The organism is Bradyrhizobium sp. TM233 (genome assembly GCF_036247965.1).
GTDB lineage: Bacteria > Pseudomonadota > Alphaproteobacteria > Rhizobiales > Xanthobacteraceae > Bradyrhizobium > Bradyrhizobium ottawaense.
Map to the genome: position 1 here is coordinate 39,681 of NZ_BTIG01000006.1, position 12,543 is coordinate 52,223.

The 12,543-nt window shown below is 65.3% G+C and carries 13 protein-coding genes; 5 read left to right on the plus strand and 8 right to left on the minus strand.

Translation table 11 applies throughout. The annotated features are described in order from the left end of the window. Positions 1–86 precede the first annotated feature (86 nt). The 3 genes from AABA86_RS14590 to AABA86_RS14600 all read left to right on the plus strand — a co-directional run bounded on the left by AABA86_RS14590 (position 87) and on the right by AABA86_RS14600 (position 1,459). Positions 87–476, plus strand: a complete 390-nt coding sequence (locus AABA86_RS14590; RefSeq protein ID WP_028140935.1) for an ArsR/SmtB family transcription factor — start codon at positions 87–89, stop codon at positions 474–476. After that, positions 476–967: an SRPBCC family protein gene (locus AABA86_RS14595; RefSeq protein WP_212253773.1), complete on the plus strand. Its 492-nt coding sequence runs from the start codon at positions 476–478 to the stop codon at positions 965–967. The genes AABA86_RS14590 and AABA86_RS14595 overlap by 1 nt, the downstream gene beginning before the upstream one ends. Before the next feature lie 225 nt (positions 968–1,192). Next, on the plus strand, positions 1,193–1,459 hold the full coding sequence (locus tag AABA86_RS14600; protein ID WP_212253774.1) for a hypothetical protein: 267 nt from the start codon (positions 1,193–1,195) through the stop codon (positions 1,457–1,459). A 31-nt stretch (positions 1,460–1,490) separates the two neighbouring features. On the opposite strand, the gene AABA86_RS14605 is transcribed toward AABA86_RS14600, so the two are convergent. Genes AABA86_RS14605 through AABA86_RS14620 form a run of 4 tightly spaced genes read right to left on the minus strand, consistent with a single transcriptional unit; the run spans position 1,491 to position 5,842 of the window. Next, positions 1,491–2,711, minus strand: coding sequence for an ABC transporter substrate-binding protein (locus AABA86_RS14605; protein WP_338307283.1), 1,221 nt, complete (start codon positions 2,709–2,711; stop codon positions 1,491–1,493). Positions 2,712–2,730: 19 nt separating this feature from the next. Next, positions 2,731–3,717 (minus strand): Bug family tripartite tricarboxylate transporter substrate binding protein, encoded by a 987-nt coding sequence (locus AABA86_RS14610; RefSeq protein ID WP_338307284.1) that lies wholly within the window; start codon positions 3,715–3,717, stop codon positions 2,731–2,733. 42 nt (positions 3,718–3,759) lie between these two features. Beyond that, entirely contained in the window at positions 3,760–4,956 is a 1,197-nt protein-coding gene (locus AABA86_RS14615) for a CaiB/BaiF CoA transferase family protein (RefSeq protein WP_338307285.1), read from the minus strand. A 1-nt stretch (position 4,957) separates the two neighbouring features. Next, positions 4,958–5,842 (minus strand): IclR family transcriptional regulator, encoded by an 885-nt coding sequence (locus AABA86_RS14620; RefSeq protein ID WP_338307286.1) that lies wholly within the window; start codon positions 5,840–5,842, stop codon positions 4,958–4,960. Between the two features lie 213 nt (positions 5,843–6,055). Here AABA86_RS14620 and AABA86_RS14625 point away from each other — a divergent pair, with 213 nt between their 5' ends. Further along, positions 6,056–6,898, plus strand: coding sequence for a hypothetical protein (locus AABA86_RS14625; protein ID WP_212253779.1), 843 nt, complete (start codon positions 6,056–6,058; stop codon positions 6,896–6,898). Here AABA86_RS14625 and AABA86_RS14630 read toward each other — a convergent pair whose 3' ends face one another. The 4 genes from AABA86_RS14630 to AABA86_RS14645 form a co-directional block, all read right to left on the minus strand. Then, positions 6,899–8,110, minus strand: a complete 1,212-nt coding sequence (locus tag AABA86_RS14630; RefSeq protein ID WP_338307287.1) for an ABC transporter substrate-binding protein — start codon at positions 8,108–8,110, stop codon at positions 6,899–6,901. A gap of 42 nt (positions 8,111–8,152) precedes the next feature. Then, complete coding sequence (locus tag AABA86_RS14635; protein WP_338307288.1) at positions 8,153–9,004, minus strand: fumarylacetoacetate hydrolase family protein; 852 nt, start codon at positions 9,002–9,004, stop codon at positions 8,153–8,155. Positions 9,005–9,019: 15 nt separating this feature from the next. Continuing rightward, positions 9,020–10,528: a bifunctional 3-(3-hydroxy-phenyl)propionate/3-hydroxycinnamic acid hydroxylase MhpA gene (mhpA, locus tag AABA86_RS14640; RefSeq protein ID WP_338307289.1), complete on the minus strand. Its 1,509-nt coding sequence runs from the start codon at positions 10,526–10,528 to the stop codon at positions 9,020–9,022. Positions 10,529–10,605: 77 nt separating this feature from the next. Next, positions 10,606–11,397, minus strand: a complete 792-nt coding sequence (locus AABA86_RS14645; protein WP_338307290.1) for a DNA-binding transcriptional regulator — start codon at positions 11,395–11,397, stop codon at positions 10,606–10,608. 144 nt (positions 11,398–11,541) lie between these two features. On the opposite strand from AABA86_RS14645, the gene AABA86_RS14650 reads away from it, so the two are divergent. Then, positions 11,542–12,525, plus strand: coding sequence for a VOC family protein (locus AABA86_RS14650; protein ID WP_338307291.1), 984 nt, complete (start codon positions 11,542–11,544; stop codon positions 12,523–12,525). Positions 12,526–12,543 lie beyond the last annotated feature (18 nt).

Consider the following 12,543-nt stretch of genomic DNA (forward strand, 5'->3'; position numbering starts at 1 on the left):
GGTTCCGCTTCCCCTGTGATCGAAATTACTTAGCCTATAAGCTAACAATTATTGACATTCGATCCCGCGGCTCTATAGTTAGCTTCATGGCTAACCAATCGCCCCGCCTCGATCAGGTCTTCGCAGCGCTCGCCGATCCCACCAGACGGGCGATCGTGATGCGGCTGTGCGCCGGCGAGGCCTCCGTCGGCGAGCTCGCCGACCCCTTCGCCATGGCGCTGCCGAGCTTCATGAAACACATCCATGTGCTGGAGACGAGCGGGCTCGTGCTGTCGGAGAAATCCGGCCGCGTGCGCACCTGCCGTCTCAGCCCGGATGCGCTGCTCGGTGCGGAGGACTGGTTCCAGCAACAGCGCGCGATCTGGGAGGCGCGACTCGACCGGTTCGAAGCCTATGTGATGAAGCTCAAGAAAGAGAAGGAGAGGGCGGCCGCCAGGCGGCCGTCCCGAACAACCAAACGGAAAGGTTCTGAGTGATGACGAATTCTGCCAATCCCGCTCTGTCGCAATGGTCGCTCGACCGTGAGATCGTGATGTCGCGCGTGATCGACGCGCCGCGCGATCTGGTGTTCGAGGCCTGGTCCGACCCGAAGCATCTGCCGCAATGGTTCGGGCCGAAGGGGTTCAAGGTCGAGACCTTCGAGATCGACGTTCGCGTCGGCGGTGTCTGGCGCTTCAACATGATCGGCCCCGATGGCACGGTCTATCCGAACCGCATGCGCTTCCGCCGCATCGAGCGGCCGCACCTGATGGAGATGGATCACGGCGTCGACCAGGACGAGGATCCCGGCATGTTCCGCTTCACCGTCACCTTTGCCGAGCAGAGCAACGGCAAGACCGTGCTGATGATGCGCCAGCTGGCCTCGAGCACAGCGCAGCGCGATGGCATGATCGGCTTCGGCGCCGTCGAATACGGCTATCAGACGCTCGACAAGCTGGCCGCCTATGTGGCGGGGATGAAGCGTTGAGGACCAAAGCGGTCCCGGCGAAGCGCATGGCCGCCTGGATCGACTCCAATGTCGAGAAGGTGACGATGGAGTTCCTGTCACGTCAGCGCCAGGCGGCGTAGCCGCGCGCAATCCTTGCCGACATGAACCACCGGCAGGCCAGGGCGGCCGGTGGTCTTTTTATGAACTCGGCTCGCCCAGGATGCTCGCCACAGGAACGATCCCGCTCCTGCGGCTTTGCCGGTGATGACGCACATTATCTTCAGCGACTACCGCAGCCCCGCCGCGGAGCAGGCCTACGAGATCGCCTGGAACTTTCTCGCGCGGACGGGCGTCATCGGCGACGAATTCGAGGCCTGCGTGTTCCTGGCGCAGCGTATCACCATGATGGTCGAGGAGGGGCAGACCAACCGGATCCGGATGGCCAATCGCGCGATCTCCGAATATCAGCGACATGTCGACCAACGCGCCGATGTCATCCGCACCGGCAGCCGCCTCGCCGGAGGGCAATGAGCGCCGCACCGGAATTGCGCCTCTCGTCGCCTCACTCCTTCGCTTCGTCCGTCACGATGTCCCCGAGCTTCTGCCAGCGCAGGCCGTCGAACTGCACCATCTGGAACTGCTTGTTGACGCGATAGTCGGTCGGCGAGGTCGTGACCGAGATGCCCGGCAGCGTCAGGTCGAGTTCGACGTTCTTGAGGTTGGCCGCCTGCCGCATCACATTCTCGCGGGTGAGGTCGTCGCCGCATTGCTTGAGCACCTGAACCAGCAGTTGCGCGGTGATGTAACCGTAGACGTTCAGGTTCGAATCCTTGTCGCCGTCGGGATAGTATTTCGCCATGAAGGCGAGATAGCGCTTCATGCCGGGATCGTCCTTCCATTCGGGATCGGCGGCATCCTTGACGTAACCGACGCTGACGACGCCCTTGGAATTGTCCAGACCTGCCGGCTTCAGCACGGCGCTGAGCGAGGAGGCGTTGATGTCGATGATGTGCAGCGGCTTCCAGCCGATCTCGGCGACCTTCTTGATCGCCTGCGCGGCCTGTTTCGGCGTCGTGGCGCTGAACAACACATCGGCGCCGGCATCCTTCAGCCGCAGGATCTGCGAGTCGATCGTCGGCTCGGTGATCTCATAGGAGGTCTCGGCCACGACCATCTTCGCCTTGTCGCCGAGGCCGGCCTTGAGGCCGGCGAGATAATCCTTGCCGAGGTCGTCGTTCTGGTAGAGCACGCCGATCTTGGCGTTCGGGTGGTTCTTCAGCAGGTACTGCGCGTAAATGCGGCCCTCGACGAGATAGGAGGGGTTGAAGCCCATGGTCCAGGGAAAGTTCTTGGGATCGGTGAAGCGCGCCGCGCCGGTCGCGGCAAACAGCTGGGGGATCTTCTTGGCGTTGAGATATTTCTGCACGGCGACGTTCGGCGCGGTGCCGATGATCTGGAACGTCAGCAGCACCTCGTCGCTTTCGACCAGCCTGCGGGTCTGCTCCACGGTCTTCGGCGGCGAGTAGGCATCGTCATACTGGATCAACTCGACCTTGCGGCCGTTCACGCCGCCCTGGTCGTTGATCATCTTCATATAGGCGGCCTGGGTCTTGCCGATCACGGCATAGGCAGAGGCCGGGCCGCTGAGCGGCACGGTCTGACCGACCTTGATCGCCGTGTCGGATGCGCCGGCATCGTATGTCTTCTGCGCCTGCGCTGCCGCGCTCGAGAGCGCGAGAAGCAGTGCGGAGGCCGCGATGTGTTTGAGAAGAGTGCTCGTCATGTCCGGTCCTTTCCGATTGCTATTCGCCCTTGAGACCGGCGTCGCGGATCAGCTTGGTCCATTTCTGCGTCTCGGCGTCGATGAACTGGCCGAACTCGGCCGCGGTGCCGGCACGCACTTCGAGGCCTTGGGCGGTCAGCTTGTCCTTGATCGCAGGCTCGGCGAGCGCGCGCAGGATCTCGGCCTGGAGCTTGTCGACGATCGCGCGCGGCGTCGTGGCTGGCGCCATGAAGCCGTACCAGCCCGCGGCAGCCACGTTGGGAAAACCCTGCTCGCGCAGTGTCGGCGCTTGCGGGTAGAGCGTGCTGCGCTTGGGTGAGGCGACGCCGAGCACGGTGAACTTGCCGCTCTGGATGTAGGGCAGGGCCGTCGGCAACGCCGTCAGTGTGGCATCGACGCGGCCGGCCAGCAGCTCGGTGTAAGAGGCGGCATCGCCCCGGAACGGAATGTTCAGGCCTTTGACGCCGGCGTCGCGAAACAGGAGCTCTCCGGCAAGGTGCGGCTGCGAGCCGGCGCCGGGAGACGCGAAGGTCAGCCCGTCCGGTTTCGATTTGCCATAGGCAATCAGTTCGGGCAGCGTCTTGAACGGCGCGTCGGCGCTGATGATGAGAAACAGCGGCGCGACCACGACCATTGCGACCGGCTGCAGATCCCCGCGGTCATAGGTCAGCTTGCCGAACAGCGCCTCGGCCGTCGCGTAGGGGGCCGCGACGTAGAGAATGGTGTAGCCGTCGCCGGGGGCATGGGCGACCATGTCGTTGGCGATGCGGGTGCCGGCACCCGGCTTGTTCTCGACGATGAACTGCTGACGCAGGCTGCGGCCGAACTCTTCGGCCAGCAGGCGCAGCGAGATGTCGTTGGAGCCACCGGGCCCGTAGGGCGAGATCAGCCGCACCAAGCGCGAGGGCCAAGCATCCTCGGCCCATGCCGTCAGGCCCGAGCCGGCGGCGAGGCCGCCTACGAGCGTGCCCAGCAGGGTTCGGCGTGTGACCTTGAATGATGTCACTGTTTTCTTCCTCCCTTTTTATAGTTGGTCTTCTTGTTGATTTCAGATCACCTTTCGCGCGGTGAGCCTTTCGATCTCCTGGTCCGAAAGGCCGAGCCAATTTCGAAACACCTCGTCATTGTCCTCGCCGACGTCGCCGGCGGCGTGACGCAATCGCGCGGGATCATTGGCGAAGCGCGGAACGACATTGGTCATGGCGACGGTGCCGAAATGCTTGTCGGCAACGCGGGTGATCACCTCGCGCGCCTTCACTTGCGGATCGCTCGCGATCTGGTCGATCGAATAGATCGGGGCGAGCGTGCCTTGCGCTGCATTGAATCGCGCGAGGACCTCCTCGAGGGGATGGGCTGCGCACCAGCCGGCGAAGATGTCGTTGAGCTCGGCGGCGTGCTTGACGCGCCGGTCGTTGCTGGCGAAGCGCGGATCGGTGATCAGGTCGGGGCGCTCGATTGCCCGGCAGTTCGCGGCAAACAGCGCGTTGGTCGAACCTGCCAGCGTCACCCAATGATCGTCGCTGGTGCGAAACACGGCGGCCGGCGCCGAATAGCCGTTGGAATTGCCGATCCGGCTGCGAACGGTGCCGAGCTGGTCGTGCTCGATGGCGAGGACGTCGAGCAGGCGGAAGGTGGCCTCAGTCAGCGAAAGATCGATCTCCTCGCCGGGCGCATCGGGATCGCGCGCCCGTTTCCACAGCGCCGCGAGCACGCCGACGGCGCCGAACAGGCCGCCGATCGAATCCCCGATCGGGTAGCCCGGATGGGTCGGTTCGCCGTCGCTCTCCCCCGTGATGTAGGTGAGCCCGCCCATGGCCTCGAAGATGCGGGCAAAGCCGGGTCGCTCGCGATAGGGGCCATCCTGCCCGAAGGCGGTGGCGCGCAGGATCACGAGGCGCGGCTGGATCGACCACAGCACCTCCTTAGGCAAGCCCCATCGATCGAGCGTTCCGGGACGGAAATTCTCGATCAGCACGTCGAAGCGCGGAAGCAGCTGCTTGAACAGCGCAAGTCCTTCCCCGGTGCGCAGATCGAGCGTGGCGAACTTCTTGTTGCGGTTGGCCGCCTTCCACCACAGCGGCTTGCCGTCCTTGAACGGGGGAAACGACCTTACGCCGTCGCCGTGGCCGGGCATCTCGATCTTGAGCACCTCGGCGCCGTAGTCGGCCAGCAGCGTTGCTGCGAAGGGCGCTGCAATGATCGTCGCGATGTCGAGAACCTTCAGTCCCTCGAGCGGTCCAGCCATGTCACTTTCCGGCGCTTGTGATTTTCTTGGTCTTGCGCGGCGGCGCTGGCTCTGCCTGTCCGACGATGGCGCGGATGCTGTCGGCGAGTGCCGCGATGCGCGGACCGATCTCGCCCTCCAGCTGGCCCGGCTGGAGCCGGAAGGCGGGGATGCCGCAATTGATCGAGAACGACTGCTTCGATTCGCTCGCGTGAAACAGCGGCGCGGCGACGGCATGGATGGAGGCCATGTACTCGCCCCAGCAGGTGCAGAAGCCGCGGCTTCTGCATTGCGCGATCCCCGCCCGGTATTTGTCGCGAAAGGCCGACCACAGCTCGGGATCTTCGGCGGCGATGGTCCGTTCGAGCCGGTCTGCATCGGCCTGCGGCAAGGTCGCCGCCGCGGCGCGGCCCATGGCGGTCATCGCCACGGGAATCGGCATGCCGATGTCGGGCGCGTGCGGTCCGACGTCGCCGGAGCGTGCGGTCTCGACATAGATCATCGAGGTCGCGTCGAGCAGGCCGATCGAGACCGTGCCGCGGACGCTGAGCGCCAGCTCCTGCATCATGGGCCGTGCCATCTGGCGAAATTGCATTCCGGCCAGCAGAGGATGCGCCATCCGCAGCGCCCGCGCACCGACGCGGTACTTGGCGCGCTCGGCGTCGTAACGGAGGTAGCCGAGCTCGGCCAGCGTGTGCGTCAGCCGCGCCACCGTCGGTCGCGGGATGCCCGTCAGCGTCGACAGCTCCATGTTGCCCAGCAGGGTGCTTCCCGCCTTGAACGCTTCGAGCACGACAAGCCCCTTTGCCAGCGTCGTCGCGAAGGCGGCGTCATCGACACTGTCCGCCAGCACGGCGGCGGCGGAGGAGGGCGGATGTCGCGGTCTGGATGAATCTCTCAGGGCCATCCCCGAATATCAGACGGTGAAATTGCGTCTGTCCAATAGATTCAGCAAGAATGGCGAAATTGTCCGATATGTGGACGCAGAGATTGCGTCGACGTTTTTGTTGAAGGACGCACCGGGCCGGCCGAGCACACGGATTTTTGTCGCGATTGCATGTCCTGTTGTGACAGGATTATTACGACGGCATGTCGGATCGATAATTTTGCGGAGCGGTTCATGTTGCAGTGGCAGGCGCGGTCAAATCCCCTCGCGTGGTGGTGGGGATCCCTCACGCTCGTGAGCGGCGCCAACATCCTGGTGTGGTTCATGCTGTACCGCGAATTCTACCCGACGCCTGCGGGCAGCCTCAGCGGCGGCTCGGACATCGGGCTGATGCTGCTGCTGTGCGCCGGCTACGTGTTCGGCTGCGCGTTCCGCTCCTTCCTGCCGCGCGCCGACGTGCAGCGCATCTGCCTGTTCGACACCTGGCTGTCGAGCGTCGTCGTCGGCCGAACGGTCGCGACCGTGGCCGAGCTCTGTTTCGTCGCGCAATGGGCCATCATCCTGCATCAGCTCGGCAAGATGACGGGCGCCGAGACCGCGGTGAACATCGCGCTCGTGATCGTGCCCATCATCATCATCGCGGAGTGTTTCTCCTGGTACGCGGTGGTGACGACCAATTTCCTCTACAACGCGATCGAGAACTCGCTGTGGGCGGTGACCTTCTTCCTCGCCGGCATCGCGCTGTGCCGCCTGATGCCGGAATTCCAGGGCGTGGTGCGCTGGGCGCTGATGTCAGGCATCGTCGGCATCGCCTGCTTCCTCGCCTTCCTCGTCACCGTCGACGTGCCGATGTATCTCAGCCGCTGGCGGGCCGGGCACGCCGAGGGCAACACGTTCCTGGGCTTCCTCGAAGGCCTGCACGACGTCTCGACGCGCTGGGTGGTGACCCACGACATCGCGCATTGGAAGGGCGAGCTGACCTGGATGTTCCTGTATTTCAGCGCCGCGGTGTGGTCGAGCCTCGCGCTCTGCGCGCTGTATGCGATGGAAGGCTATCTGGCGCGGTATCTCGCCTGATTACTTGCCGACGAGGCTGCACTTGCTGCGGTCGAGCGGACGGAAGGCCTGGTCGGGCGGGATCGTCGCGACCAGCTTGACGAAATCCCATGGGCCCTTGGACTCCTCGGGTGTCTTGACCTGCACCAGATAGAGATCGTGCACCATGCGCTGGTCCTCGCGGATGCGGCCGTTGGGCGTATACGCATCCGATACCGGTGTCGCCTTCATCTTCGCCATCACGGCGGCGCTGTCGTCGGTATCGGTGTCCTTGATCGCCTGCAGATAGTGACGCACGGCGGAATAGACGCCTGCCTGGATCTGCGAGGGCATGGCCTTGCGTCGCGCATAGAAGGCGTCGGAGAATTTTCGCGCGGCCGGCGAGACGTCCTCGAAGAACGAGGTGACGATGAGGTCGCCGCGGGTTGCCTTCAGCCCGACCGACTCGATGTCGACGTTCTGGAACGACATCGGCACGATCTTGATGCCCTGGTCCGCGAGGCCGAACTCCTCGGCCTGCTTGATGGCGGTGGCGTTGTCGCCGGCGACGTTGATGGCGAGGATCTTGGCGCCCGACGACTGTGCCTGCAGCAGGAATGAGCTGAAATCGGGCGTTCCGAGCTGCGCCTTGACGCTGCCGGCGACCTTGCCGCCGAGCTCCCCAATGCGGGCGCGTGCGGTCGCTTCGATCGAATGGCCGAAGGCGTAGTCGCCGGTGATGAAGAACCATGGCTCCTTGCTGGTCTGCATGATGCCGGAGACCACGGCGGTCGCGGTGGAATAGGCGTCCTGGGTCCATTGCACGCTGGTCGGCGCGCACGCCTCATCGGTGAGCTGGTTGGCACCGGCGCCGGAGACGAGGAAGATCTTGCCGTTGCTGCGCACCAGCTCCTGCACGGCGAGGGCCGCGCCGGAGCTGCCGCCGTCGGCGACCGCCTGGACGCCTTCGCTGAACCATTTGCGGGCGAGTGATGCTGCCAGATCCGGCTTGTTCTGGTGATCGGCCTGCAGGATTTCGATCGGCTTGCCGTTGATCTTGCCGCCAAACTCCTCCGCGGCCATCCGTGCCGCCTCGACCGAGCCCGGGCCCATCGCGGTCGCGAACACGCCGTTCATGTCGGTGAGCACGCCGATGCGGATGGCATCGGCCTTGATCTCGGCGCGCGCAGGCGGGCCTGCGAGCGCCAGCGTGATGAGCAAGGTGGAGGCGGACGTCGTGCGGAGGTTGGCCATGGCGTTTCCTGACTTGTCGTTTTTGATTGCTCGAAGGCGTGGTCAGGCCGGTTCGGCGACGACCGTGTTGCGCAAGGTTCCAATGCCGGAGATCTCGACCTCGACAGTGTCGCCCGGGCGCATCCACAGCGGCGGCGTGCGCTTGGCGCCGACGCCGCCGGGCGTGCCGGTGACGATGACGTCGCCGGGAACGAGCGGGCAGATCGTGGAGATGTAGGCGATCAGCTCGGGGATGCCCGTGATCAGGAGATCGGTGGTGGTGTCCTGCACCACGGCGCCGTTCAGCCGCGTCTGCAAGGTGAGCTTCGACGGATCTGGAATCTCGTCCGCCGTCACCAGCCACGGGCCGAAGCTGCCGCTCTCCGCAAAAGTCTTGCCGGAGAGGAACTGGCTGGTGTGGCGCTGCCAGTCGCGGATGCTGCCCTCATTGTAGCAGGAATAGCCGGCGATGTGATCGAGCGCGTGGCCAGCCGAGATGTGCCGGCCTTGCTTGCCGATCACCAGCGCGAGCTCCCCTTCATAATCGAAATCGTCGCTGACGTTGGGTTTCACGATCGGCTGGAGATGGCCGACCTGGCTGCAGGGGAAGCGAACGAACAGCGCCGGCTTCTCGGTGACGGTGCGCCCGGTCTCGGCGACATGGTCGCGGTAGTTCAGGCCGACGCAGATGATCTTGCCGGGATCGGGGATCACCGGTGCGAAGGTGACTTTGTCGAGCGGATGATCGGGCGCAGCGGACGCGACGATCTTTGCCGCCTCGGCAAGGCGACCGGCTTCGAGCAACTGCCGCAGCGTGGTGCAGGGCGCCATGCGCGCGCCGAGATCGACGACGCCGTTGTCCTTGACGGCGCCGAAGGCGGCGCGGCCGCCGGCGACGAATGAGAGCAGCTTCATGGGGTATCCTTGAGATCAGGCCGCGGACGGCACAGGGTTGGGGGGAATGGCGGTAGCAGCGAGTCGGTCGAGCTCGATCTCGTTGCGGGCGGTGCCGCGGATGTAGCGGTCGGGACCAACCAATGCGGCGATGATGCCGTGTTCGCGCAGCCAGTCGCCGATGCCATCGGCATCGTCGGCGGTGAGGATCTCGATTCCGGCCCGCGCCAGAGCGGGGCGCGACGGCAGGGCGGCCGTGGTCTCGACGAGCAGCACGTGGTGGTAGCCGGTGCGGTCGTCGCTGCGCTCTCCATTGCCGAGCACGAATTGAGGAGCGAGATGGCGAGACAGCGGCAGATCCGCCAGCGCCAGTCCAGGGCCGAGCAGAGGCTTTTTCACCTCCAGCTTGGCCGGCGCATTCGGACGCGCTTCGCCCACGGCAAGGCCGGCCTCGATCGCCCTTGTGTTGATGATGCCGCCGAGACGGATGGCGAGCTCGATGAATTCGCGTACATGCGGCTGGCGCTCGCTCTGGTAGGTGTCGAGCAGATCGGGTGCGGCGCCGCCCTGGATGATTGCGGCGAGCTTCCAGGCGAGGTTGGCCGCATCGCGGATGCCGGCGCACATGCCCTGGCCGAGGAAGGGCGGGGTCTGATGCGCGGAATCGCCCGCGAGCAACAATCGGCCGCTGCGCCATTGCTGTGCTATGACCGAATGAAAGGTGTAGACCGCGGCGCGCTCGATCTCGGCATCGTGGGGCGTGACCCAGCGCGACAGCAGCTCCCAGACCTTCGCCGGCTGCGCGATCTCCTGAGAATCCTCGTCCGGGAGAACCGTGATCTCCCAGCGCCGCCGCGTGCCGGTCCCGCGCACATAGGTCGCCGGCCGCCTTGGATCGCAATGCTGGAGACTGTAGTCGCCGAGATCGTCGCGCGCGCGCTTGAGCAGCACGTCGATCACCAACCAGCGCTCGTGGAAGCCGAGATCGTCCATGCTGGAGCCGATGAAGCGGCGGACCAGCGAGCGGGCGCCGTCGCAGCCGATCACATAGCCGGCCCTGACCTCGGTGAGCTTTCCGCTCGACAGGTCCTCGTAGCGGACGCGCACGCCGTCTTCGTCCTGGTCCAGCGCGAACACGTCGCAGCGGCTGCGCAAGGTGACGTGCGGCCAGCGGGCAAGGCCGCTGATCAGCACGTCCTCCAGATCAGGTTGGTGAAAGCGGTAGCTGAGATGCCAGCCCATCGGCGTCAGCGTCTGCGGGCGCGACCAATCCAGCAACATTTTGCCGTTGGCGTCGAGGAAGAGCATGCCGGGGCTCAGGATGACATGCGGCAGGATCGCGTCGGCAAGGCCGACGGTCTGGAATACGCGCATGCATTCGTCGTCGAAATGCACCGCGCGCGGCAGATGATAGGTCTGCGCCTCGCGCTCCAGCACCAGTGTCCGCACGCCGCGGAGGCCGAGCAGATTGGCAAGCGTCGCACCAACCGGCCCGCGGCCGACGATCACGACATCAAATTCTTCGGGGGCGGATTTATCTTGCATGGGGCTATCTCTTCCCCAAGCCGCGCCGCAGCATCAACGCCGCCGCGCCAAGTGTCCGCCCAGCGGACGGACGGAGCCTAGACCTCGACCGGGATGGCCGCGGCCGTCTCCTGAAGCTGCGCTGCAAATTGCGCAATTGCCTCCTCGATCCCCAGTGCCGAACGAATCCAGATGATGGAGATGCAACCGAACACGACGCCGCCTCGGACGATGGGTACGGCGATCGAGGCCGTCTTGGGATTGTACTCCCCCTCGCTGCGGATCGCGTAACCTCGCGCGGCAGTCTCGGCAATCATGCGGTCGAGGCGGGCTTCGTCGAGAAAGGGGCGGTCGTCGGCCTCGTCGATCCGGCGCAGATGATTGACGATGAGGTCGCGCTCGCGCGCCGGGCAGGCGGCAAGATAGGCGCGGCCCGCCGACGTCCGCAGCATCGGCAGGCGCTTGCCGATCATGCCGCGGTCGATCGAGAGCGGGCTGCGCGAATGGGTGGTTTCCTGCACCACCATCGCGGCGTTCTCATAAGTCGAGAGATCGACGGGCCAGACCAGGGTCTTGCTGAGTTCGGCAAGATAAGGCGCTGCCGCCTGGCAGATCACCACGCCGGGGTCGTAGCCATCGCCGAGGCTCAGCGCGCGCCGGGTCACGCGAAAACGGTCGTCGCTGGCGCTGCGGGCGATATAGCCAAGTTCCTCCAGGGTTTCGAGCAGGCGATAGACGGTCGGGCGGGGCAGGTCGAGCGCGCGAGCAACGTCGCCGGCACGGATGCCGCCCGAGCGGTTGACCTCTCGCAGCACGTCAAGGCCGCGCTTGAAGGCGCGGACGCCTTCCGACTGCCGTGGTGCGCCCGTCCCCGTCCGCTCCTTGGACACTTCGCATTTCCTCCCTTGTGGCGCACGGTCCCGCGATTATCGTTGCGAACGCGAAGCGATTGCGGAACGCCACCGTAGAATCGTGCGCAGCCGGTATCAAGTTCGCCGCATTGCGGCACACGCGATGCCTTCGGGAGGAATTCGATGGAAATCACCGCGCTCGGTTATATCGGGATCAACTCATCGCAGCTCGATCAGTGGGGCCGGATGGCGACGGGGCTGCTCGGCATGCAGCAGGTCGATCGCGGCGGCAAGATGCGCGCGTTCCGCATGGACGATCGCAAGCAGCGGCTGATCGTCGACGGGAGCAGCGATGCCGGCCTTGCAGTGATGGGCTGGGAAGTCTCCTCGAGCGCCGAGCTCGACCGGCTCGCCGGCCGGCTGGAAGACCACGGCGTCAAGGTGATGCGCGGCTCGCGCGCGCTCGCCGACGAGCGGCATGTCGCCGAACTGATCGCGTTCGTCGATCCCGCCGGCAACGGGCTCGAGGCCTTCTGCAAGCCGGAGCTTGCGAGCGAGCCGTTCAAGCCGGGTCGGCCGATCTCGGGTTTCCGCACCGGAGCGCTCGGTATGGGGCACGTCGTGCTCAACGTCGAGGACGTCGAGCCGCTGTTACCGTTCTACCGCGACGTGCTCGGCTTCCACGTCTCGGACTTCGGACTCAAGCCTTACGGGCTCTATTTCTTCCACGTCAACGGCCGCCATCATTCCTTTGCGATGGTGGGCTCGGGGCGCAAGGCGATGCATCATTTCATGGTCGAGCTCGGCAGCCTCGACGATGTCGGTCAAGGCTACGACCTCGCGCAGCTGGACGAGGGCCGTATCGCCTATACGCTGGGCCGGCACACCAACGACCACATGACCTCGTTCTACGTGAATACGCCGTCCGGGTTCTTCATCGAATATGGCTGGGGTGCGCGCGTCATCGATCCCGAGACCTGGCAGCCGCACGAGACGTTCGACGGCCCGTCGCTGTGGGGCCACGAGCGGCTGCATATGCCGGAGGAGCAGCGCAGGCGCCTGCGCGACATGCGGCTCGATGCGGCAGCGCGCGGCGTTCGCGTCGCTGATCCCCGCGTGCCGCCGCTCAACTGTGCGTGGCTGGACCAGGTGGTCGCGCGCGAATAATCGGCCGCTTCTCGGGGT

What these genes read in the sequence shown, in the direction of transcription:
- AABA86_RS14590 (WP_028140935.1), top strand. Translation starts at nt 87, where the DNA reads ATGGCTAACCAATCGCCCCGCCTCGATCAGGTCTTCGCAGCGCTCGCC.
- AABA86_RS14620 (WP_338307286.1), bottom strand. Translation starts at nt 5,842, where the DNA reads ATGGCCCTGAGAGATTCATCCAGACCGCGACATCCGCCCTCCTCCGCC.
- AABA86_RS14635 (WP_338307288.1), bottom strand. Translation starts at nt 9,004, where the DNA reads ATGAAGCTGCTCTCATTCGTCGCCGGCGGCCGCGCCGCCTTCGGCGCC.
- AABA86_RS14605 (WP_338307283.1), bottom strand. Translation starts at nt 2,711, where the DNA reads ATGACGAGCACTCTTCTCAAACACATCGCGGCCTCCGCACTGCTTCTC.
- AABA86_RS14595 (WP_212253773.1), top strand. Translation starts at nt 476, where the DNA reads ATGACGAATTCTGCCAATCCCGCTCTGTCGCAATGGTCGCTCGACCGT.
- AABA86_RS14615 (WP_338307285.1), bottom strand. Translation starts at nt 4,956, where the DNA reads ATGGCTGGACCGCTCGAGGGACTGAAGGTTCTCGACATCGCGACGATC.
- AABA86_RS14625 (WP_212253779.1), top strand. Translation starts at nt 6,056, where the DNA reads ATGTTGCAGTGGCAGGCGCGGTCAAATCCCCTCGCGTGGTGGTGGGGA.
- AABA86_RS14630 (WP_338307287.1), bottom strand. Translation starts at nt 8,110, where the DNA reads ATGGCCAACCTCCGCACGACGTCCGCCTCCACCTTGCTCATCACGCTG.
- AABA86_RS14600 (WP_212253774.1), top strand. Translation starts at nt 1,193, where the DNA reads ATGACGCACATTATCTTCAGCGACTACCGCAGCCCCGCCGCGGAGCAG.
- mhpA (WP_338307289.1), bottom strand. Translation starts at nt 10,528, where the DNA reads ATGCAAGATAAATCCGCCCCCGAAGAATTTGATGTCGTGATCGTCGGC.
- AABA86_RS14650 (WP_338307291.1), top strand. Translation starts at nt 11,542, where the DNA reads ATGGAAATCACCGCGCTCGGTTATATCGGGATCAACTCATCGCAGCTC.